The sequence below is a fragment of the Streptomyces sp. NPDC007907 genome (assembly GCF_042959365.1).
GTDB lineage: Bacteria > Actinomycetota > Actinomycetes > Streptomycetales > Streptomycetaceae > Streptomyces > Streptomyces indiaensis.
On record NZ_JBIBKR010000004.1, the window covers coordinates 569,603 to 590,627 of the forward strand.

Genomic DNA, 21,025 nt, shown 5'->3' on the forward strand with positions numbered 1-21,025 from the left:
AGCCCGGGGCATGTGATCTGGAGCACGTTGCGTTTGGGGTGGTGAAGCCCGGGTAAACGGGGGCTTTCGCCAGGCGGCGAGCGGGCTTTCGCCGTCGTCGGCGGGGGCCTTCGTTCACGCCAGTGCTCCGATCCGGTCCCCGTCGGAACGGTCGCCTCGGCCTTCGCCCGGACCTCTCACATCCCGGCGACGATCAGCCCCTCGTGCCGCGGGCCGACTTGATGGCGTCCCGGTGAGTAGGGCGTACATCGAGCTGCGCGGCACGGCGGTTGACGTTCCCTTACATGACCCGCATTCTCATATATGGATGCCTCTGTATGAGGAGACGGACTTCGTGAACCTCGCCATCACCGACGTACGCCTGACGCCGATCCTGGTCGCCGACCCGCCGCTGCTGAACACGCAGGGCTTGCACCAGCCGTACACGCCCCGGCTGATCGTCGAGGTCGTCACCGCCGACGGTGTCACCGGCGTGGGGGAGACCTACGGCGACGCCACGTACCTGGAACTGGCCGCGCCCTTCGCCGAGCGGCTGAAGGGATGCCGGGTCAGTGATCTGAACGGACTGTTCACGGTCGCGGACCAGGTCGCGGTGGACGCCTCCCGCGTCGAGAACGCCGTCGACGTCGGCGGGCTGCGCGGCGTCCAGACCGCCGACAAGCTGCGGCTGTCCGTCGTCTCCGGCTTCGAGGTCGCCTGCCTGGACGCCCTCGGCAAGGCGCTCGGGCTGCCCGTGCACGCGCTGCTCGGCGGCAAGGTGCGCGACTCCGTCGCATACAGCGCCTACCTGTTCTACAAGTGGGCCGCCCACCCCGACGGTGTGCCGGCCGGGAAGGACGACTGGGGCGCCGCCCTCGACCCGGCCGGGGTGGTGGAGCAGGCCCGGCGCTTCACCGAGCGCTACGGCTTCACTTCCTTCAAGCTCAAGGGCGGTGTCTTCCCGCCCGACGAGGAGATCGCGGCGATCAAGGCCCTCGCCGAGGCCTTTCCCGGGCATCCGCTGCGGCTCGACCCGAACGGCGCCTGGTCCGTCGAGACGTCCGTGAAGGTCGCCCGGGAGCTGGGAGACGTCCTGGAATACCTGGAGGACCCGGCGCTCGGCACACCCGCCATGGCCGAGGTCGCCGAGCGCACCGGGGTGCCGCTCGCCACCAACGTGTGCGTGACGACGTTCGCCGAGATCCCGGAGGCCTTCACCAAGGGCGCCGTCCAGGTGGTCCTCTCCGACCACCACTACTGGGGCGGTCTGCGCAACACCCAGCAGCTCGCCGCGGTCTGCCGCAGCTTCGGGGTCGGCGTGTCGATGCACTCCAACACCCACCTCGGCATCTCGCTCGCCGCGATGACCCACGTCGCGGCCACCGTGCCGAACCTCCACCACGCCTGCGACTCCCACTACCCCTGGCAGTCCGAGGACGTCCTCACCGAACGGCTCGCCTTCGACGGCGGCCGGGTCGCCGTCTCCGACGCGCCCGGCCTCGGCGTGGAGCTCGACCGCGAGCGGCTGGCCGCACTGCACCGGCGGTGGCTGGACGACGACGGTGCCCTGCGCGACCGCGACGACGCGGCGGCGATGCGGGTCGCCGATCCGCAGTGGGTGACACCCGCGCTGCCCCGCTGGTAGGCCCGACGAAGCCGGGAAGGGGAGCGTGCCAGGGGCCCGCGCGAGCTGACGGGACGGACGGGTACGGCGTGATCGGCGTCACGTCGCCGGTGATGTGGTGCAAACTGGCCTGATCCGTACCACGTCAGGGAGCGCATCGTGACCGCGTCCACCGCCCCGGCCGGAAAGGGATCGCACCGCCAGAACCAGGTCGATCCCCTCGCCCCGCTGCGCACACCGGACGACCCGCCCTGGGACGTCTACCTCACGGGCACCGTGTTCCTGGACATCATCTTCACCGGCCTCGACTCCGCCCCGGTGCGCGGGACGGAGTCGTGGGCGCGCGGCATGGGGTCGAGCCCCGGCGGCGTCGCCAACATGGCGACGGCCCTGGCCCGCCTCGGGCTGCGCACGTCCCTTGCTGCGGCCTTCGGCGACGACCACTACGGCGACTACTGCTGGGACGCCCTGGAGCACGGCGAGGGCATCGACCTCTCCTCGTCGCGCACGGTGCCCGGCTGGCACTCCCCGGTGACCGTCTCCATGGCCTACGAGGGCGAGCGCACGATGGTCTCGCACGGCCACGAGCCGCCCCCCGAGGAGCCGGCCCCGGAGTGCCCGCCCCGTGCGCGTGCCGCCGTCGCCTCCCTCGCACCCGGCGTGAGTGCCCCCTGGATCGCCGAGGCCGCGAGCAACGGCACCCGGGTCTTCGGGGACGTGGGCTGGGACGACACCGGCGCGTGGGACCTGGCCGGTCTGCCCGACCTGCGGCACTGCGAGGCGTTCCTGCCCAACGCCGAGGAGGCCATGCGGTACACGGGCGCGGACTGCCCCCGGGCGGCGGCGCACGCCCTCACCGAGTACGTGCCGCTCGCGGTGGTCACCCTCGGGGCCGACGGGGCCTACGCGGTGGACCGGCGGACGGGGGAGACGGCGGAGGTGCCGGCCATCGCCGTCGAGGCGCTCGACCCGACCGGGGCCGGTGACGTGTTCGTGGCCGGGTTCGTCGCCGGGACCCTGGCGGACTGGCCGCTCGCGGACCGGCTGGCCTTCGCCGGGCTGACGGCGGCGCTGTCGGTGCAGGAGTTCGGGGGGTCGCTGTCGGCGCCGGGGTGGTCGGAGATCGCGGCGTGGTGGCGGAAGGTGCAGTCGGTGGAGGGGCAGTCGCCTGCGGCGCTGGAGCGGTACGGGTTCCTGGCCGGGTTGGTGTCGGAGGAGTGGGTGCGGCCCTGGCCGTTGCGGCGTGCCGTCCCCACGATCGGTTTCCGGCGCTCGGCCTGACCTCCCGGCCCACCAGGGGGCTTCGCCCCTGGCCCCCCGGCCTGCGCACACCCACCGCCCCGTAGCCGTCGGCCGGGAAGTGCCCCCGCCTCCGAAGCACTCGGCCGAGAAGTCCCGTCGCCTCCCGTTTCCCGCCCCACCGCCAAAACCTCTACGGCGTTGTCACTCCCCCGTCGTACCCTGGGAATCGCGAGGCCGCCCTCAGCTGTGCGGCCGTGACGAGGAGGAACCGCAGGCCTTAAGCGCCGGCCCATGACTCAATCATCGACAGCTCACACCCCCGCGCAGGAGCAGGCGAGAGCACAGCTCACCGTCCCCGCCCAGCACCCCATGGTGACCGTTCTGGGGTCCGGCGACTCCCTCCTGCGCGTGATCGAGAAGGCCTTCCCGGCGGCCGACATCCACGTCCGGGGCAACGAGATCAGCGCGGTCGGCGACCCGAAGGACGTCGCCCTCATTTCGCGCGTGTTCGACGAGATGATGCTGGTGCTCCGCACCGGGCAGCCGATGACGGAGGACGCAGTGGAACGCTCGATCGCCATGCTCAAGGCGAGCGACAACGGCGAGAGCGACGGCCAGGAGACCCCGGCCCAGGTGCTCACGCAGAACATCCTGTCCTCGCGTGGCCGCACCATCCGCCCCAAGACCCTCAACCAGAAGCGCTACGTCGACGCCATCGACAAGCACACGATCGTCTTCGGCATCGGCCCCGCGGGCACCGGAAAGACGTACCTGGCGATGGCCAAGGCGGTGCAGGCCCTGCAGTCCAAGCAGGTCAACCGCATCATCCTGACCCGCCCGGCGGTCGAGGCCGGCGAGCGGCTCGGATTCCTCCCGGGCACGCTCTACGAGAAGATCGACCCGTACCTGCGCCCGCTCTACGACGCGCTGCACGACATGCTCGACCCGGACTCGATCCCGCGCCTGATGGCGGCGGGCACCATCGAGGTCGCTCCGCTGGCCTACATGCGCGGCCGTACCCTCAACGACGCCTTCATCATCCTGGACGAGGCCCAGAACACCAGCCCCGAGCAGATGAAGATGTTCCTCACCCGCCTCGGCTTCGACTCGAAGATCGTGATCACGGGTGACGTGACGCAGGTCGACCTCCCGGACGGCACGAAGAGCGGTCTGCGGCAGGTGCAGGACATCCTGGACGGCGTCGAGGACGTGCACTTCTCCCGGCTGTCGTCGCAGGACGTGGTCCGGCACAAGCTGGTGGGCCGTATCGTCGACGCGTACGAGAAGTACGACACCACGCACGGCACCCGGAACGGCACGCACAAGGGCGGCGGCAAGTCCGGGCACAAGGGGAAGTAGACAAGCACAACACCATGTCGATCGACGTCAACAACGAGTCCGGTACCGAGGTCGACGAGCAGGCGATCCTCGACATCGCCCGCTACGCGCTCGCCAGGATGCGCATCCACCCGCTCTCCGAGCTCTCGGTGATCGTCGTGGACGCCGACGCCATGGAGCAGCTCCACATCCAGTGGATGGACCTCCCCGGCCCGACGGATGTCATGTCCTTCCCCATGGACGAGCTGCGTCCGCCGTCCAAGGACGACGACGAGCCGCCGCAGGGCCTGCTGGGCGACATCGTGCTGTGCCCCGAGGTCGCCGAGAAGCAGGGCAAGGACGCGGAGACGCAGCACACCATGGACGAGGAGCTCCAGTTGCTCACCGTCCACGGCGTGCTGCACCTGCTGGGCTACGACCACGAGGAACCGGACGAGAAGGCCGAGATGTTCGGCCTCCAGGCGGCCATCGTGGACGGCTGGCGCGCGGAGCGGGGCCTGACCGGCCCGTCCCCGGCGCCGACGGTCTCGTAACGCCCGCCGATGAGTCCGCAACTCGCCCTGGGCGCCATCGCCCTGGTCGTCGTGGCCTGGCTCGCCGCCTGCGCGGAGGCGGGCCTCGCGCGCGTCTCCAGCTTCCGCGCCGAGGAGGCCGTGCGCTCCGGCCGCCGCGGCAGCGCCAAGCTCTCCCAGGTCGCCGCCGACCCGACCCGCTATCTGAACGTGGCGCTGCTGGTCCGCGTCGCCAGCGAGATGGCCGCCGCCGCGCTGATCACCTACGGCTGCCTGAAGGAGTTCGACGGCACCACCGAGGCCCTCCTGGTCGCCATCGCGGTCATGGTCCTCGTGTCGTACGTCGCCGTCGGTGTCTCCCCGCGCACCATCGGCCGCCAGCACCCGCTGAACACCGCGACGGTCTCCGCGTACGTCCTGGTGCCCCTGGCCCGGATCATGGGCCCGATCCCATCCCTGCTCATCCTCATCGGCAACGCGCTCACCCCCGGCAAGGGCTTCCGGCGCGGCCCCTTCGCCTCCGAGGCGGAGCTGCGCGCCCTCGTCGACCTCGCCGAGAAGGAGTCCCTCATCGAGGACGAGGAGCGCCGCATGGTGCACTCCGTGTTCGAGCTGGGCGACACCCTGGTCCGCGAGGTCATGGTCCCGCGCACGGACCTGGTGGTGATCGAGCGCTTCAAGTCCATCCGCCAGGCCCTCACCCTCGCTCTGCGCTCCGGCTTCTCGCGCATTCCTGTCACCGGCGAGAGCGAGGACGACATCGTCGGCATCGTGTATCTGAAGGACCTGGTCCGCAAGACGCACATCAGCCGCGACGCCGAGGCCGAGCAGGTGTCCACGGCGATGCGCCCGGCGTTCTTCGTGCCCGACACCAAGAACGCGGGCGACCTGCTGCGCGAGATGCAGAAGGAACGCAACCACGTCGCCGTCGTCATCGACGAGTACGGCGGCACGGCCGGCATCGTCACCATCGAGGACATCCTCGAGGAGATCGTCGGCGAGATCACCGACGAGTACGACCGTGAACTGCCGCCCATCGAGGAGCTCGGCGAGGACCGCTTCCGGGTCACGGCCCGCCTCGACATCAGCGACCTGGGCGAGCTGTACGGCCTGGAGGAGTTCGACGACGAGGACGTCGAGACGGTCGGCGGGCTGCTGGCCAAGGCCCTGGGGCGCGTCCCGATCGCGGGCGCCTCGTCGGTCGTGGACCTGCCCGACGGCCGGGAGCTGCGCCTGACCGCGGAGGCCGCGGCCGGCCGCCGGAACAAGATCGTGACGGTGCTGGCGGAGCCGGTGGCCCCGGCGGACCCGGACGAGGAGGAGAAGCCGGAGTGACCCCGCAGGAGCTGCGCGCGTTCTGCCTGTCCTTCAACGCGGCGGTGGAGGACTTCCCGTTCAGCCCGGAGATCTCGGTCTTCAAGGTGATGGGGAAGCTCTTCGCCCTCTCGTTCCTCGACGCGCGCCCTCTGACGGTCAACCTCAAGTGCGACCCCGACGAGGCCGTCCGCCTCCGCGGCGAGCACGAGGGCCTCATCGTCCCCGGCTGGCACATGAACAAGCGCCACTGGAACACGGTGACGGTGGACGGCGGGCTCCCCGACCGGCTGGTCCGGGAGCTCATCGAGGACTCGTACGACCTGGTCGTCGCGGGCCTGCCCCGGGCGGACCGCCTGCGCCTCGACCGCCCCTGACGCTTCCGTATGCTCGGATCATGACCGACAGCAGCGCGCTCGACCCCGAGGACCGCAAGATCGTCACCCTGGCCCGTTCCGCACGGGCCCGCAACGGCGTGCCCGAGGGCGCGGCCGTACGCGACGAGACCGGACGCACCTATGTCGCGGCCACCGTGGCCCTCGACTCCCTGAAGCTCACCGCCCTGCAGACGGCGGTGGCGATGGCGGTGGCCTCGGGCGCGACGTCCCTGGAGGCCGCGGCGGTCGTCACGGAGGCGGAGACCGCGTCCGACGCGGACCGGGCGGCCGTACGCGACCTCGGCGGCGCCCAGACACCAGTGCTCGTGGCGGGGCCCGACGGAACGGTCCGTACCACCATCGCCGCCGGCTGAACTGCGCTGCGACCGCCGGTCATCAGGCCAGTCATCAGGCCAGTTTTCAACCTTGCCGCCGTCTGCCCCACGCGCATCAATGGAACCGCAAGTTCCGACGGACCGTCAGGTTCGGCTCTCGGCAGTGTGCCCGCACGCACGCACCTGCCGAGCGGTCCCCCCACATGGAAAGGGAGCCGGAATCCCATGAGATGCAAGCGAATCGGAGCAGGTGCGGCACTGGCGGCCGGGGCCCTCGCGGTCACCGGGCTCGCCTTCGCCCCGGCGGCTCTCGCCGTCACCCCCCAGACGGCGACGATCACCGCGGACTGCGGCGGCTTCGGCAGCGGCGAGGCCACGCTCACCGCCACGCAGGAGGGCACCGCCGCCGCCCTCACCCTCAAGTCCGCGATCACGGCGCCCATCGCGCTGGGAGAGGACTCGATCGCGTCCACCCTCACCCTGGTGAAGAGCGGCGGCGGCACCGTCGCCTTCACCGGCACGAAGAACCCGGCGATGGCCGCCGGTGCCCCCGTCGAGGTCGGCCCCCTCGGCGGCACCGTGTCCTCCGGCGACAGCCTGGAGGCCTTCGGCGGCTCGCTGAGGATGACCGTCTTCGGCATCACCATCACCTGCACGGCGACCGGGCCGCAGTCACCAGGCCCGTTCGTGTTCGACTGAGAACGACCGCGAGCGCGGCCCCGGGGTCAGAGCGCGTCGGGGCCGCGCTCACCCGTCCGCACCCGCACGACCGTCTCGACGGGCAGCGCCCACACCTTGCCGTCGCCGATCTTGCCGGTGTGCGCGGCCTTCACGATCGCGTCGATGACGTCCTCGGCCACCGCGTCCTCGACGACGACCTCGATACGGACCTTCGGCACCAGGTCGACCCGGTACTCGGCGCCGCGGTACACCTCGGTGTGGCCGCGCTGGCGGCCGTAGCCGCTGGCCTCGCTCACGGTCAGACCGTGCACGCCGAGTTCCTGAAGGGCGTTCTTGACCTCGTCGAGGCGGTACGGCTTGACGATCGCGGTGATGAGCTTCATGCCTGGGGGGTGACCTTCTGGGCGTGGGAGAGGACGGAGGAGGAGACCGGGGCGCCGTGGCCCAGGACCCCGTGATCGTAGGCCGTCTCGGCGTGCACCGTAAGGTCCAGGCCGGTCTGCTCCTGCTCCTCGCTCGCACGAAAGCCCATCGTGGCGTCGATCAGCCGGCCGATCCCGTACGTCACGCCGAACGCGTACACCGCCACCACGACCACGGCCACGAGCTGCCTGCCGAGCTGACCGAGCCCGCCGCCGTAGAGGAGGCCCTCGGCGCCGCCGGTCATCGACTCCACGGCGAAGACGCCGATGAGGAGCGTGCCGATGACACCGCCGACCAGGTGGACGCCGACGACGTCCAGGGAGTCGTCGTAGTTCAGCTTGAACTTCCAGCTCACGGCGTACGAGCAGACGACACCGGCGGCGAGGCCCACCACCAGCGCGCCGAGCAGGGAGACGGACCCGCAGGACGGGGTGACGGCGACCAGGCCCGCGACCGCGCCGGACGCGGCGCCCAGGGTCGTGGGGTGGCCGTCGCGCTTCTGCTCCACGAAGAGCCAGCCGAGCAGGCCCGTGCAGCCCGCGGCGAGGGTGTTGAGGAACGCGGCGGCAGCGAGGCCGTTGGCGCCGAGCGCGGAGCCGGCGTTGAAGCCGAACCAGCCGAACCACAGCAGACCGGCACCCAGCATCACCATGGGCAGGTTGTGCGGGCGCATGGCGTCCTTCTTGAAGCCCATGCGCGGGCCCAGGACCAGGCACAGCGCCAGCCCCGAGGCACCGGAGACGATCTCCACGGGCAGCCCGCCGGCGAAGTCAAGGGCGCCCAGCTTCTCCAGGATCCAGCCGCCCGGGCCCCACACCCAGTGGGCGACCGGAACGTATACGAGCAGCGCCCACACCGGCACGAAGACCAGCCAGGCGCCGAACTTCGCCCGGTCCGCGACGGCACCGCTGACCAGCGCGGCCGTGATGATCGCGAAGGTGAGCTGGAAGGTGGCGAAGAGGACGGTGGGGACGGTGCCCTGGACGCTGTCCGGGCCGAGGCCGCTCATCCCGGCGTGCTCCAGTCCGCCGATGAGACCGCCGGCGGCGTCCTCGCCGAAGGTGAGCGAGTAGCCGGCCGCCAGCCACACGACCGTCACCAGGGCGATCGAGACGAAGCTCATCATCAGCATGTTGAGGACGCTCTTCGTGCGGACCATGCCGCCGTAGAAGAGGGCCAGACCCGGGGTCATCAGCAGGACGAGGGCGGTGGCGGCGAGCAGCCAGGCGGTGTCGCCGGTGTCGGCGCTTGCGGCGGCCAGAGGCACGGTGTCTCCAACAGGTGGGGGCTCCGGGGGCTTGTCAGAGATTCACCGGCCTGCGTTTCCGGTTGCGTACGGGTGTGTTTCCGTGACGTTTCGTTGCGTGAGGGTTTCGGGAAGCTCACCACGCCCGGCCGGTGCGGGGCGGCTCCGGGGATCAGGGACAATGGGCGCCATGAGCGTTCGTACCCAGTCATCCGAAGAGCCGGCCGGAGCTGTCCACAGGGCTGGCTTCGCCTGCTTCGTGGGCCGCCCCAACGCGGGCAAGTCCACCCTCACGAACGCTCTGGTCGGCCAGAAGGTGGCGATCACGGCGAACCAGCCGCAGACCACGCGGCACACCGTGCGGGGCATCGTGCACCGCCCGGACGCCCAGCTGATCCTGGTCGACACCCCCGGGCTGCACAAACCGCGCACACTGCTGGGCGAGCGGCTCAACGACGTGGTGCGCACGACCTGGGCCGAGGTCGACGTGATCGGCTTCTGTCTGCCGGCGAACGAGAAGCTGGGCCCCGGTGACCGTTTCATCGCGAAGGAACTGGCGTCGATCAAGAAGACGCCCAAGATCGCGATCGTCACGAAGACCGACCTGGTGGACGGCAAGACGCTCGCCGAGCAGCTCATCGCGATCGACCAGCTCGGCAAGGAGCTCGGCTTCGAGTGGGCGGAGATCGTCCCGGTGTCGGCGGTCGGCGACCAGCAGGTGGGCCTGCTGGCCGACCTGATCGTCCCGCTCCTGCCGGAAGGGCCGGCGCTCTACCCGGACGGGGAGCTCACCGACGAGCCCGAGCAGGTCATGATCGCGGAGCTGATCCGCGAGGCCGCGCTGGAGGGCGTGCGCGACGAACTGCCGCACTCCATCGCCGTCGTCGTCGAGGAGATGCTCCCGCGCGAGGACCGCCCCGCCGACAAGCCCCTCCTCGACATCCACGCCTTCGTCTACATCGAGCGCCCCAGCCAGAAGGGCATCATCATCGGCCCCAAGGGCAAGCGCCTGAAGGAGGTCGGCATCAAGTCCCGCAAGCAGATCGAGGCCCTGCTCGGCACTCCCGTCTTCCTCGACCTGCATGTGAAGGTGGCGAAGGACTGGCAGCGGGATCCGCGACAGCTGCGGAAGCTGGGGTTCTGAGAAGGGCCCTCGCTAGAGGGCCGCGGGGAGGCTTGCCCAGACCGCGTTGCCGCCGGTGAGGGTCGAGCGGGTGATCCCCCAGGCGTCGGCGATCTCCCGCACGAGCAGCAGGCCGCGGCCGCCCTCGTCGTCGGGGCCGGGGCAGCGGTCGGGGATGCCGCGGCCCGTGAGGTCGCCGTCGTGCACCTCCAGCCGGAAGCGCGCGTCCGTCATCAGCTGGACACCGCACAGGATCCGTTCGCTCAGCGTGTGCAGCACGGCGTTGGTCACCAGCTCGGACACGAGCAGCACCGCGCTCGCGCACACTTCGTCGGGCACGTGCCACGCGTCCAGCCGTGCGCGCATGGCGTGGCGGGCGACTCTGACGCTGGTCCGCTGCGGTGGCAGCTCCAGCCAGTCGGTGCGGTCCGGGCGTACCGCGTCCAGGAACCGGGGAGTGGGTGTCGTGTGGGGGGACACGGCGATCGCCTTCCGTGGGGGGTGGGCGCAATCATGGAAGGGATGAGCGGACAACGGACCGGCCGGGTGGGGGAGTTGCCGATTCCGGAAGCCTGGTCACACAAGTAATCATGCGCGCAGAGCAGTTCACGCTGCAACCATCTGCCCGATGCGACCTGACGGGCACTCTCCCCCCGGGGACCCGCCCGCGCCCGGCGGCACCGTGGGCGTCACGCCGTGCGGTGCTGCGCCTCCAGCAGTTTCCGGTACCAGTGGTAGGACGCCTTCGGGGTCCGCTCCAGGGTGTCGAAGTCGACGTGGACCAGGCCGAAGCGGCGTGCGTAGCCCTCCGCCCACTCGAAGTTGTCGAGCAGGGACCACACGAAGTAGCCGCGGACGTCGACGCCCGCCTCCACCGCCCGGTGCAGGGCCCGGACGTGGCCGTCGAGGTAGGCGATGCGGTCCTGGTCGTCGACGTCCGGGTACGAGCAGCCGTTCTCGGTGATGACCACGGGTGGGAGCCGGTCCCCGTAGCGGTCGCGGAAGGCGGTGAGGAGTTCGGTGAGGCCCTCGGGGACGACCGGCCAGCCGAAGTCCGTGACCGGGCGCCCCTCGATCTCCCGCACGGAGAAGGGCAGTTCGGCGGGCATGGTGATGCCGCCGAACTCGATTTCCGCCCCCTGCGGAGCGCCCACCCTGGCCGGCGCGTAGTAGTTGATCCCGTACCAGTCGAGCGGCTCGGCGATCACCTTCAGGTCCGCCTCCACATCCCCCGGCATCAGCTCGCCGATGCCGTCCGGGTAGCGGCCCAGCAGCAGCGGGTCGGCGAACAGGCGGTTCAGCAGCAGGTCGTAGAAGTCCGCGGCCTCCACGTCCGCCGTCTCGGCCGACGCCGGCCAGGTCGGGCCGTGCGAGTTGGCGACGCCGATGTCCGTGGCGCCCGAGGCGCGCAGGGCCCGGGCGGCCAGGCCGTGGGCGAGCAGCTGGTGGTGGGCGGCTGGCAGCGCGTCGAACAGCAGCTGCTTCCCCGGTGCGTGCACGCCCAGGGCGTGGCCCAGCAGGGTGTGCTCGGCGGGTTCGTTCAGGGTGATCCACTTCCTCACCCGGTCGCCGAGGCGGCCCGCGACCGTCGACACGTACGCGGCGAAGCGCTCGGCGGTGTCGCGCTCCAGCCAGTCCAGGTCGGTCGGCAGGTCCCAGTGGAACAGAGTCGGCACCGGGCGGATGCCCGCCGCGCACAGGTCGTCGACCAGCCGGTCGTAGAAGTCCAGGCCCTTCTCGGAGCGCACCCGCGGCCACGAGATCGAAAAGCGGTAGGCGTTCACGCCGAGGCCGGACAGCAGGGCCACGTCCTCGCGGTGTCGGTGGACGTGGTCGCAGGCGACCGCGGCCGTCGAGCCGTCCTTCACCCGTCCCGGTGTGGCCGTGAAGGCGTCCCAGACGGACGGCTCGCGCTCGTCCGCGCCGCCCTCGATCTGGTGCGCGGAGGTGGACACGCCCCAGAGGAAGCCGGCCGGGAAGCGGGGGATCGGGTTGCCTGCGTCAGTCGCCATGCGCTGGATCATCCGTACCGCCGGTAACGGAAGTCAACGCCCGGGCGGGAAGGAGTGGTTGCACCCCTGCTGTCACCTGCCCGCCGCCACCCGCGGTGTGCGTGCGCCCGACGCCACACCTCTTGGACGCACGCCCCCGCCGGCACGCCCCGGTCGGCGACTACGCCCCTTCCTTCAGTACCCGGGAGATCAGTTTGCGCTGCTCGTCCGTCAGCCGGGGGTCCGCGCAGTACACGGTCTTCCCGTCCACCGTGAGCTGGTAGGCGAACCCGTCCGGGACCCCGAGCGGAGGCGTGCTCCGCCCGGCGGCCAGGGCCTGATCGGCCAGGGCGTGCCATTCCGCGGCATCGGGCCGGTCCGCGGTGTCCACCTCGGCGTACCGCTCGATGCCCGCGAACCCGCCCGTGCGCCTCACCTGAATTCGCATGGCACCTGTCTAGTACGGAACTACAGGGTCCGCACCCCGACCTGCTCCCAGGCCTTGGAGACGGCGTCCAGCTCCTCCCCGTCGCCGAAGCGCTCCCGGGCGGCCTTCACGGTGAGCGTGGCGAAGTCGGCGAACAACGCGTCCTGCTGCAGTTCGCCGCCGGTCAGCACGTCGTACCAGACCTGCCCGGCCCGCTCCCAGGCGTGGCCACCGAGGGCCGTGGCGGCCAGGTAGAAGGCGTGGTTCGGGATGCCGGAGTTGATGTGGACACCGCCGTTGTCCCGGCCGGTGCGCACGAAGTCGTCCATGGTCGCCGGCTGCGGGTCCTTGCCGAGGACGTCGTCGTCATAAGCCGTGCCCGGCTCCTTCATGGAGCGCAGCGCCGTGCCCGTCACCCGCGGGGCGAGCAGGCCCGCGCCGATCAGCCAGTCGGCCTCGGCGGCGGTCTGGCCGAGGGTGTACTGCTTGATCAGCGCGCCGAAGACGTCCGACAGGGACTCGTTGAGCGCGCCGGGCTGGCCGAAGTAGGTGAGGTTGGCCGTGTACTGCGTGACGCCGTGCGCGAGTTCGTGGCCGATGACGTCGATCGGGATGGTGAAGTCGAGGAAGATCTCGCCGTCCCCGTCACCGAACACCATCTGTTCGCCGTTCCAGAAGGCGTTGTTGTAGTCGCGGTCGTAGTGCACCGTCGCGTTCAGCGGGAGGCCGTTGCCGTCGATCGAGTCGCGCCCGAAGGCCTGGAGGAACAGCTCGAAGGTGGCGCCGAGGCCCGCGTAGGCGCGGTTGACGGTGGCGTCCTTGCCGGGCTTGTCACCCTCGCCGCGGACCTTGTGGCCGGGCAGGTCGGTGCCGTGCCGGGCGTCGTGGACGGTGCGCTGTGGCTTGCCGTCGGCGACCGCGGCGACGGCGGCGGCGCCGATGACCGTGGTGAGGCGGCGCTGGGTGCGCTCGAAGGCGTCGCGCTGCAGGGTGCGGCGGGCGGGTCCGGCGAGTGCGGGGTCCTCGGCCTGGGCGAGCTTGTCGAGGACGTGGGGCGGAACGATGGTGCAGAAGACGGGCTCGAAGCCCCCGTGAGTCGTCATGCCCGGCACCCTTGCACTGCGTGACGAAACTGTCACTAGTCGCCACCATGATTGGTGAAATACCGGGACAACGACCCTCACGCTCCGTGCTGGATGCTATGGGGAAGTGGGATAGCGCACTTTTTATCCCATATGGGCGTACGGTCCCGCATACTGATACGACCCCACGCGCCGGGAGTGGCTCGGCTAGCATGCTGCGCATCATGCGTTTCGGGCTGCTTCTCCTTAGCTGCCGCGGCGAGGGCCTGTAGTCGAGGCCGACTCCCTCCCCGCGGAGCTTGGTGCTGCGTCGTCGGCCGTCCTTCCGGACACCCCTGAGGAGCCCCCGCATCATGGCGAACCGCCAGCAGCCCAGTTCCATGCCGATCCACAAGTACGGCCGCTACGAGCAGGTCGACATCCCGGACCGCACCTGGCCGGAGCAGCGCATCACCACCGCCCCCCGCTGGCTCTCCACCGACCTGCGCGACGGCAACCAGGCCCTGATCGACCCCATGTCGCCCGCCCGCAAGCGCGCCATGTTCGACCTGCTGGTCAAGATGGGCTACAAGGAGATCGAGGTCGGCTTCCCGGCCTCCGGCCAGACCGACTTCGACTTCGTGCGCTCCATCATCGAGGAGCCCGGGGCCATCCCCGACGACGTCACCATCTCCGTACTGACCCAGGCCCGCGAGGACCTGATCGAGCGGACCGTGGAGTCCCTGAAGGGCGCCAAGCGCGCGACCGTCCACCTGTACAACGCCACGGCCCCCGTCTTCCGCCGGGTCGTCTTCCGCGGCTCCAAGGACGACATCAAGCAGATCGCCGTCGACGGCACGCGCCTGGTCATGGAGTACGCGGAGAAGCTGCTGGGCCCGGAGACCGAGTTCGGCTACCAGTACAGCCCCGAGATCTTTACCGACACCGAGCTGGACTTCGCGCTGGAGGTCTGCGAGGCAGTCATGGACGTCTGGCAGCCCGGCCCGGGCCGCGAGATCATCCTGAACCTGCCCGCCACCGTGGAGCGTTCGACGCCGTCCACGCACGCCGACCGCTTCGAGTGGATGGGCCGCAACCTCTCCCGCCGCGAGCACGTCTGCCTGTCCATCCACCCGCACAACGACCGCGGCACCGCCGTCGCCGCCGCCGAGCTGGCCCTGATGGCCGGCGCCGACCGCGTCGAGGGATGCCTGTTCGGGCAGGGCGAGCGCACCGGCAACGTCGACCTGGTCACCCTGGGCATGAACCTGTTCTCGCAGGGCGTCGACCCGCAGATCGACTTCTCCGACATCGACGAGATCCGCCGTACGTGGGAGTACTGCAACCAGATGGAGGTCCACCCGCGCCACCCGTACGTGGGCGACCTGGTCTACACGTCCTTCTCCGGCTCCCACCAGGACGCCATCAAGAAGGGCTTCGACGCCATGGAGGCCGACGCCGCCGCCAAGGGCGTCACCGTCGACGACATCGAGTGGGCCGTCCCCTACCTGCCGATCGACCCCAAGGACGTCGGCCGCTCCTACGAGGCGGTCATCCGGGTCAACTCGCAGTCCGGCAAGGGCGGTATCGCCTACGTCCTGAAGAACGACCACAAGCTGGAACTGCCGCGCCGGATGCAGATCGAGTTCTCCAAGCTCATCCAGGCGAAGACGGACGCCGAGGGCGGCGAGGTCACGCCGAAGGACATCTGGGCGGTCTTCCAGGACGAGTACCTGCCGAACCCCGAGAACCCCTGGGGCCGGATCCAGGTGCGCAACGGCCAGTCGACGACCGACACCGACGGCGTGGACACGCTGAAGGTGGAGGCCACGGTCGACGGCCAGGACACCGTCCTGACCGGTACGGGCAACGGTCCGATCTCGGCCTTCTTCGACGCCCTGCAGTCCGTCGGCATCGACGTACGCCTGCTGGACTACCAGGAGCACACGATGAGCGAGGGCGCCTCCGCGCAGGCCGCCTCCTACATCGAGTGCGCGATCGACGACAAGGTCCTGTGGGGCATCGGAATCGACGCCAACACCACCCGGGCCTCGCTGAAGGCCGTCGTCTCGGCCGTCAACCGCGCGGCTCGCTGACCAGCCGTACGGGTTCACGGCCACCGGCCGCCCACGGGTGCCGCAGGGGCTCCGTCCGCCGTTGTCCGGCGGGCGGGGCCCCGTCGCATACCGGCCATTTGCTGTGGAGGTCACGGAAAGGTCTCCTCCGGGGTGCTGACTCCTCGTCTCGGATGTGGCTAACATCACGCAAGCGCGGCGACGTTGCCGTGCGGCGTGACGGAGGTGCGACGTGCTGCCAGGACGGGGACGAAACGGCCATGCCGCCAGGCTTTCTCGCATCCTGGGCACCCGGACCGCGTGGACGACCGCCGGTGACGGAGAGTTCTTCTGCCCCGGCTGCGGTGGCGACCGCAACTACCAGCGGCTGACCGGACAACGCCGCTTCACCCTGCTCGGCCTGCCCGTGCTGCCGCGCGGCGAGACCGGGCCGGTCGTCGAGTGCGCCGCCTGCCGCCGCCACTTCGGCACCGACGTCCTCGACCATCCGACCACCATCCGCTTCTCCGCGATGCTCCGCGACGCCGTGCACACCGTCGCCCTCGCGGTGCTGGCGGCGGGCGGCGCCGGATCCCGTTCGGCACTGGAGGCCGCCGTCCTGGCCGTGCGCGCCGCCGGGTTCGACGACTGCACGGAGGAGCAGCTGGCCGCCCTCGTCGAGGCGCTGGAGGCCGACACCGGCCGGATCGCCGGCGAACCCTGCGGCGCCGGGCTGGCCATAGAGCTCCACGAGGCGCTGGACCCGCTCGCTCCGCACCTCGCCGCAATCGGCCGCGAATCGATCCTGCTGCAGGGCGCCCGCATCGCCCTGGCGGACGGCCCGTACACCCCGGCCGAGCGGGACGCGCTGGCGACGGTGGGGGCGGCGCTCACGATCTGCTCCGACGACGTCACCCGGCTGCTGGCCGCGGCGGCGCGCACACCCTCGTAGAGCCCGCACCTTCGCGAGGACCCGCCCCCCTGTTACTCCCCGGGGAGTAACACGCGGCCGGGGCCGCCCCCGGCAGTACTCCCCGGTTCGGCCTCACGTCCGACGAACCGGCCCCCGTCCCGCGGGAGTCTGGAGACCGATCCAGACACCCGACCGGAGGGGAGCCGGACACATGGGGGCCGTAAGGACGCGCACCGGGCGCAGGCGGGCCGTGCCCTGGGTGGTGGTCGGGCTGTGGCTGGCCGCGCTCGTGCTGGTCGGACCGCTCGCCGGCAGGTTCGCCGACATCCAGCAGAACCGCGCGGTCGACTACCTGCCCGACAGCGCCGACTCCACCCAGGTGGCGCGGATCCAGGACGAATTGCCCGGCGGCGAGGCGACCGACCTGGTGCTCGTCTACCACCGCGGCGGCGGACTGACCGACGCCGACCGGCGCGCCGCCGCCAAGCAGATCACCGAGGTGAGCGGCGCGTACGACCTGACGCGGGAACCGAAGGGCATTCCGTCGAAGGACGGCTCCACCCTGATGTACCCGGTCTCCACCACCCAGCCCGGCCAGGACGACGAGGCCCGCGACGCCTTCGTCGACGGAGTGCGGGACATCGCCGAGGGCGGTGGCGGACTGAGCGCCGAGGTCGGCGGGCCCGGCGCGCTGAACACCGACATGAACAAGGTGTTCGGGACCCTCGACGCCACGCTGCTGTTCGCCACGCTCGGCGTCGTCACCGTGCTGCTCGTCCTCATCTACCGCAGCCCCTTCCTCTGGCTGGTGCCGCTCGCCGTGGCGGGCGTGGCCGCCGCCGTCGCGATGGCCGCCGGGTACGGACTGCACGAACTGTTCGACGTCACCGTCACCGGCCAGAGCGGCGGCGTGATGACCGTGCTCGTCCTCGGCGCGGGCACCGACTACGCGCTGCTGATCGTCTCCCGCTACCGCGAGGAACTACGGCGCCATGAGCGGCCGTACGACGCCATGCGTGCCGCGCTGCGCGGCTGCGGACCGGCCGTCCTGGCCTCCTCGGGGACCGTCGCGGCCGGGCTGCTGTGCCTGCTCGCCGCGGACCTCAACAGCAGCCGCGGCATGGGACCCGTCGGCATGGTCGGGGTGCTCGCCGCGCTGGTCGCCATGACGACCCTGCTGCCGGCGGTCCTGGTGCTGCTGGGGCGGCGCGTCTTCTGGCCGCTGATCCCCGCGTTCGGCAGCGAGCCCAAGGCCCGGCGGTCGCTGTTCGCCGCGATGGGCTCCTCGGCGACCCGGCGCCCCGTCACCGTGCTCGTCGGCGGTGCGGCGCTGCTCGGTGCCCTCGCGCTCGGCACGCTCAACCTGTCCGGCAGCCTGAAGCAGGAGGACTCCTTCACCGAGCGGCCCGAGTCCATCACCGCGATGCGGACCCTGGCGCGGGAGTATCCCGAGCGCAGCAGCCGGCCCGTGACGGTCATCGCGCCCGAGCGGCGGGCCCGGGCGGCCGCCGACCGGGCCCGTACGGCCCAGGGCGTCGCCGAAGTGGCTCCCGGCCGCAGCGGCTCGGGCTGGACCGAGATCGCCGTCTTCACCACCGCCGCACCCGAGACCCCGGCCGAGACCCGGACCATCGAGGCACTGCGGACCTCGCTCGACCCCATGGGTGCGTACGTCGGCGGGCCCAGCGCCCAGCAGATCGACCTGGCCGACAGCGAGTCACGGGACCGGAAGGTGATCGTGCCGCTGGTGCTGGCCGCCGTGTTCGTCATCCTGGTCGGCCTGTTGCGCAGTCTCGTCGCGCCGCTGCTGTTGCTGGCCGCGGTGGTGGCGGTCTGGGGCGCCGCGCTCGGCATCGGGGGGCTGGTGTTCGAGCCGGTATTCGGGTTCGCCGGGACCGATCCGGGGCTCGGGCTGCTGTCCTTCGTGTTCCTGGTAGCCCTCGGTGTCGACTACGGCATCTTCCTGATGCACCGCATGCGGGAGGAGTCCGTACGGGGGGCGGAGCCGGAGGCGGCGGCGCTCACCGCGCTGCGGACGACCGGTGGGGTGATCGCCTCGGCGGGGGTGGTGCTGGCGGCGACGTTCGCGGTGCTGACCACACTGCCGATGGTGGGGCTGGTGGAACTCGGGTTCGTCATCGCGGTCGGGGTGCTGCTCGACACCTTCCTCGTGCGGACCTACCTGGTGACGACGGCGAGTGTGCTGCTGAAGCGGCGGATGTGGTGGCCGGGAAGCCTCTCGCGTGCACCGCAACTGCCTGGCGCCGCTGAGGGCGGGGCGTTGCGCAACCCGGCGGAGGGGGGTGCCGCTCTCGGTGGGACGGGTGCCGCCCCCCGCGGCACGCATGCCCGCAGCTAGACGGAACAGTGCGGCGTCCCTCCCTCCCGGAGGGGCGCCTTCCTGGTCGAGGATGATGCCCGTGCAGGTACCCACCACCCCGCAGAAGACCTGGTCGCGGTCTGCTGAGCGGATCATCGGTGTGATCAATCGCGACCCCATGACCGCCCCGCACGCCGCCCGCAACGACGGGGTGCTCGCCGTCGTCTCCGCGGGACTGGCCGTCGCCCTGGCCCTGCTCGTCGACGACGGGCGCAGGCCCGACGCGGTGGGCTGGGTACTGCTGCTCGCCTGCAACGTGCCGATCGCGTGGCGGCGCCGGCAACCGCTGCTCGTGCTGCTCGCGGTCGTGGCCTGCGTCGCCCCGTACCACGCCCTCGACAACACCCATTCCGCGCCGACCCCGGCGACGTACATCGCTCTGTACACCGTTGCCGTGACCGGCCGTCCCCTGCGCACCGTCCTGGTGGGCGCCGGTGTCATCGGCCTCTCGGTCAGCGTGATGCTCACCGTCAGCATGCACGAGGCGCTGGAGGTGCTCCGCATATCGGGCTGGGTCGTGGCCGTGCTCTTCTGCGGTGTCGACGTGCGTGTCTACCGCCAGTACGTCGCCTCGATCGTGGAGCGGGCCGAACGGGCCGAACGCACCCGGGAGGAGGAGGCCCGGCGGCGGGTCGCCGAGGAGCGGCTGCGGATCGCCCGGGACCTGCACGACCTGCTCGCCCACAGCATCACCCTCATCGGCGTGCAGACCTCCGTCGCCGCCCACGTCCTGTCCGCCGACCCCGAGCGGCTCGACCGGGCGACGGTGGCCAAGGCCCTCGACGACATCGCGGAGACGTGCCGCAGCGCCCGCGGCGAACTCCGTACGACCCTGGAGGTGCTGCGCGAGCACGGACCCCCGGACGCCCGCGGCCCGCTGCCCGGCCTCGACGGGCTGTCCGACCTGGCGGAGGCGGCGCGGCTGGCCGGTGCCCGGGTCGAGCAGACCGTACGGGTGGGGCAGGCACCGCCCGCCGTCGGCGCCGCCGCCTACCGCATCGTGCAGGAGGCCCTGACGAACGCCGTGCGGCACGCGGGGCCCGAACCGGCCGTCCATGTCGCCCTGGACGAACGGCAGGGCGCCCTGCACCTGTCGGTCCGTGACGACGGCACCGGCCCGGCCCCGGGCGGCACCCCGGGCTTCGGGCTCGTCGGGATGCGGGAGCGGGCCCGCAGCGTCGGTGGCACACTCGACGCCGGACCGCGTGCCGGGGGCGGGTTCGAGGTGACGGCGGTCCTGCCGCTGACCATGACGGGGGAGAGAGCCGGATGACCGTACGGGTGCTGCTCGCGGACGACCAGACGCTGGTGCGGGAGGCGTTCGCGATGCTGGTGGAGTCGGCCCGGGACATGGAGGTCGTCGGCCAGGCCGCCACCGGCCGGCAGGCCGTCGAACTGGCCCGCGGCGCACGCCCCGACCTGGTGGTGATGGACATCCGCATGCCCGACCTGGACGGCATCGAGGCGACCCGGCTCATCGCGGCCGACGAGGACCTCGCGGGCGTGAAGGTCCTTGTCCTCACCACGTACGACACCGACGAGAACATCGTCGAGGCGCTGCGGGCCGGTGCCTCCGGGTTCCTGGTGAAGGACACCCGTCCCGCCGAACTCCTCGACGCCGTCCGCACGGTCGCCGCCGGCGAGGCCCTGCTCTCGCCCGGCCCCACCGCACGGCTGATCGAGCGGTTCCTGCGCAGCCCGAGCACACCGGAGACGGGCGGGCCCGAATGCCTGTCCGGGCGGGAACGGGAGGTGCTCGCGCTCGTCGCGCGCGGACTCACCAACACGGAGATCGGCGACGCGCTGGGCCTGAGCCCGCTCACCGCGAAGACCCACGTCAGCCGCATCATGGGCAAACTCGCGGCACGGGACCGCGCCCAGCTCGTCATCGTCGCCTACGAGTCGGGGATGGTGACGCCGGGCAACGTCTGACGGACGGACAAGAGCCCTAGGGACCTGTCGTTTGGATCATGACGCAGACGCGGGGCCTGGCACGCGCATCTGC

At 71.3% G+C, this 21,025-nt stretch carries 20 protein-coding genes; 14 read left to right on the forward strand and 6 right to left on the reverse strand.

All coding sequences use genetic code 11. The features are described 5' to 3' along the window. Positions 1-307 precede the first annotated feature (307 nt). The 8 genes from ACFZDI_RS18865 to ACFZDI_RS18900 all read left to right on the forward strand — a co-directional run bounded on the left by ACFZDI_RS18865 (position 308) and on the right by ACFZDI_RS18900 (position 7,420). Positions 308-1,624 carry an enolase C-terminal domain-like protein gene (locus ACFZDI_RS18865; protein WP_391251808.1) on the forward strand — a complete coding sequence of 439 codons (1,317 nt, stop codon included), beginning with the start codon at positions 308-310 and terminating at the stop codon, positions 1,622-1,624. A 138-nt stretch (positions 1,625-1,762) separates the two neighbouring features. Further along, positions 1,763-2,884, forward strand: a complete 1,122-nt coding sequence (locus ACFZDI_RS18870) for a PfkB family carbohydrate kinase (protein WP_234846754.1) — start codon at positions 1,763-1,765, stop codon at positions 2,882-2,884. A gap of 252 nt (positions 2,885-3,136) precedes the next feature. Continuing rightward, complete coding sequence (locus tag ACFZDI_RS18875; RefSeq protein WP_234846755.1) at positions 3,137-4,204, forward strand: PhoH family protein; 1,068 nt, start codon at positions 3,137-3,139, stop codon at positions 4,202-4,204. A gap of 14 nt (positions 4,205-4,218) precedes the next feature. Beyond that, a complete protein-coding gene (gene ybeY / locus ACFZDI_RS18880; protein WP_234846756.1) occupies positions 4,219-4,716 on the forward strand; it encodes an rRNA maturation RNase YbeY in 498 nt (165 codons plus the stop codon). A 9-nt stretch (positions 4,717-4,725) separates the two neighbouring features. Continuing rightward, a complete protein-coding gene (locus ACFZDI_RS18885) occupies positions 4,726-6,030 on the forward strand; it encodes a CNNM domain-containing protein (protein ID WP_391251812.1) in 1,305 nt (434 codons plus the stop codon). Beyond that, a complete protein-coding gene (locus tag ACFZDI_RS18890) occupies positions 6,027-6,386 on the forward strand; it encodes an MmcQ/YjbR family DNA-binding protein (RefSeq protein ID WP_234846758.1) in 360 nt (119 codons plus the stop codon). Before ACFZDI_RS18885 ends, ACFZDI_RS18890 begins: the two co-directional genes overlap by 4 nt. 20 nt (positions 6,387-6,406) lie before the next feature. Next, on the forward strand, positions 6,407-6,760 hold the full coding sequence (locus ACFZDI_RS18895) for a cytidine deaminase (RefSeq protein ID WP_391251814.1): 354 nt from the start codon (positions 6,407-6,409) through the stop codon (positions 6,758-6,760). Between the two features lie 186 nt (positions 6,761-6,946). Further along, positions 6,947-7,420 carry a hypothetical protein gene (locus ACFZDI_RS18900; protein WP_391251816.1) on the forward strand — a complete coding sequence of 158 codons (474 nt, stop codon included), beginning with the start codon at positions 6,947-6,949 and terminating at the stop codon, positions 7,418-7,420. Between the two features lie 26 nt (positions 7,421-7,446). Here the strand turns inward: ACFZDI_RS18900 and ACFZDI_RS18905 are convergent, their stop codons facing one another. Both ACFZDI_RS18905 and ACFZDI_RS18910 read right to left on the reverse strand, forming a co-directional pair. Beyond that, a complete protein-coding gene (locus ACFZDI_RS18905; protein WP_234846761.1) occupies positions 7,447-7,785 on the reverse strand; it encodes a P-II family nitrogen regulator in 339 nt (112 codons plus the stop codon). Further along, positions 7,782-9,092, reverse strand: a complete 1,311-nt coding sequence (locus ACFZDI_RS18910; RefSeq protein ID WP_391251818.1) for an ammonium transporter — start codon at positions 9,090-9,092, stop codon at positions 7,782-7,784. The genes ACFZDI_RS18905 and ACFZDI_RS18910 overlap by 4 nt, the downstream gene beginning before the upstream one ends. A 160-nt stretch (positions 9,093-9,252) precedes the next feature. Here ACFZDI_RS18910 and era point away from each other — a divergent pair, with 160 nt between their 5' ends. Beyond that, on the forward strand, positions 9,253-10,215 hold the full coding sequence (gene era, locus ACFZDI_RS18915; RefSeq protein WP_391251820.1) for a GTPase Era: 963 nt from the start codon (positions 9,253-9,255) through the stop codon (positions 10,213-10,215). Between the two features lie 12 nt (positions 10,216-10,227). Here era and ACFZDI_RS18920 read toward each other — a convergent pair whose 3' ends face one another. The 4 genes from ACFZDI_RS18920 to ACFZDI_RS18935 form a co-directional block, all read right to left on the reverse strand. Next, positions 10,228-10,674, reverse strand: coding sequence for an ATP-binding protein (locus ACFZDI_RS18920; protein ID WP_391251822.1), 447 nt, complete (start codon positions 10,672-10,674; stop codon positions 10,228-10,230). Positions 10,675-10,883: 209 nt separating this feature from the next. Beyond that, positions 10,884-12,206, reverse strand: coding sequence for a GH1 family beta-glucosidase (locus ACFZDI_RS18925; protein WP_391251824.1), 1,323 nt, complete (start codon positions 12,204-12,206; stop codon positions 10,884-10,886). A 160-nt stretch (positions 12,207-12,366) separates the two neighbouring features. After that, on the reverse strand, positions 12,367-12,633 hold the full coding sequence (locus tag ACFZDI_RS18930; protein WP_234846766.1) for a protealysin inhibitor emfourin: 267 nt from the start codon (positions 12,631-12,633) through the stop codon (positions 12,367-12,369). Between the two features lie 20 nt (positions 12,634-12,653). Next, positions 12,654-13,715, reverse strand: coding sequence for a M4 family metallopeptidase (locus ACFZDI_RS18935; RefSeq protein WP_234846767.1), 1,062 nt, complete (start codon positions 13,713-13,715; stop codon positions 12,654-12,656). Between the two features lie 332 nt (positions 13,716-14,047). Here ACFZDI_RS18935 and leuA point away from each other — a divergent pair, with 332 nt between their 5' ends. From leuA to ACFZDI_RS18960, 5 genes are all read left to right on the forward strand, one after another. Further along, the gene (leuA, locus tag ACFZDI_RS18940) at positions 14,048-15,769 is read left to right on the forward strand and encodes a 2-isopropylmalate synthase (protein WP_234846768.1); all 1,722 of its coding nucleotides are present in this window, start codon (positions 14,048-14,050) and stop codon (positions 15,767-15,769) included. A gap of 211 nt (positions 15,770-15,980) precedes the next feature. After that, on the forward strand, positions 15,981-16,679 hold the full coding sequence (locus ACFZDI_RS18945) for a TerB family tellurite resistance protein (protein ID WP_391251826.1): 699 nt from the start codon (positions 15,981-15,983) through the stop codon (positions 16,677-16,679). A 172-nt stretch (positions 16,680-16,851) separates the two neighbouring features. Continuing rightward, positions 16,852-18,999 (forward strand): MMPL family transporter, encoded by a 2,148-nt coding sequence (locus ACFZDI_RS18950; RefSeq protein WP_391251828.1) that lies wholly within the window; start codon positions 16,852-16,854, stop codon positions 18,997-18,999. A gap of 52 nt (positions 19,000-19,051) precedes the next feature. Further along, positions 19,052-20,293: a histidine kinase gene (locus tag ACFZDI_RS18955; protein ID WP_391251830.1), complete on the forward strand. Its 1,242-nt coding sequence runs from the start codon at positions 19,052-19,054 to the stop codon at positions 20,291-20,293. Next, positions 20,290-20,952, forward strand: coding sequence for a response regulator (locus tag ACFZDI_RS18960; RefSeq protein ID WP_391251832.1), 663 nt, complete (start codon positions 20,290-20,292; stop codon positions 20,950-20,952). The genes ACFZDI_RS18955 and ACFZDI_RS18960 overlap by 4 nt, the downstream gene beginning before the upstream one ends. Positions 20,953-21,025 lie beyond the last annotated feature (73 nt).

Excerpts from the sequence above, each read along its gene's own strand:
- ACFZDI_RS18865 (WP_391251808.1), top strand. The coding sequence starts at position 308 with ATGCCTCTGTATGAGGAGACGGACTTCGTGAACCTCGCCATCACCGAC.
- ACFZDI_RS18875 (WP_234846755.1), top strand. The coding sequence starts at position 3,137 with ATGACTCAATCATCGACAGCTCACACCCCCGCGCAGGAGCAGGCGAGA.
- ybeY (WP_234846756.1), top strand. The coding sequence starts at position 4,219 with ATGTCGATCGACGTCAACAACGAGTCCGGTACCGAGGTCGACGAGCAG.
- ACFZDI_RS18885 (WP_391251812.1), top strand. The coding sequence starts at position 4,726 with ATGAGTCCGCAACTCGCCCTGGGCGCCATCGCCCTGGTCGTCGTGGCC.
- ACFZDI_RS18895 (WP_391251814.1), top strand. The coding sequence starts at position 6,407 with ATGACCGACAGCAGCGCGCTCGACCCCGAGGACCGCAAGATCGTCACC.
- ACFZDI_RS18900 (WP_391251816.1), top strand. The coding sequence starts at position 6,947 with ATGAGATGCAAGCGAATCGGAGCAGGTGCGGCACTGGCGGCCGGGGCC.
- ACFZDI_RS18905 (WP_234846761.1), bottom strand. The coding sequence starts at position 7,785 with ATGAAGCTCATCACCGCGATCGTCAAGCCGTACCGCCTCGACGAGGTC.
- era (WP_391251820.1), top strand. The coding sequence starts at position 9,253 with ATGGGCGCCATGAGCGTTCGTACCCAGTCATCCGAAGAGCCGGCCGGA.
- ACFZDI_RS18925 (WP_391251824.1), bottom strand. The coding sequence starts at position 12,206 with ATGGCGACTGACGCAGGCAACCCGATCCCCCGCTTCCCGGCCGGCTTC.
- ACFZDI_RS18930 (WP_234846766.1), bottom strand. The coding sequence starts at position 12,633 with ATGCGAATTCAGGTGAGGCGCACGGGCGGGTTCGCGGGCATCGAGCGG.
- ACFZDI_RS18935 (WP_234846767.1), bottom strand. The coding sequence starts at position 13,715 with ATGACGACTCACGGGGGCTTCGAGCCCGTCTTCTGCACCATCGTTCCG.
- leuA (WP_234846768.1), top strand. The coding sequence starts at position 14,048 with ATGGCGAACCGCCAGCAGCCCAGTTCCATGCCGATCCACAAGTACGGC.
- ACFZDI_RS18950 (WP_391251828.1), top strand. The coding sequence starts at position 16,852 with ATGGGGGCCGTAAGGACGCGCACCGGGCGCAGGCGGGCCGTGCCCTGG.
- ACFZDI_RS18955 (WP_391251830.1), top strand. The coding sequence starts at position 19,052 with ATGATGCCCGTGCAGGTACCCACCACCCCGCAGAAGACCTGGTCGCGG.
- ACFZDI_RS18960 (WP_391251832.1), top strand. The coding sequence starts at position 20,290 with ATGACCGTACGGGTGCTGCTCGCGGACGACCAGACGCTGGTGCGGGAG.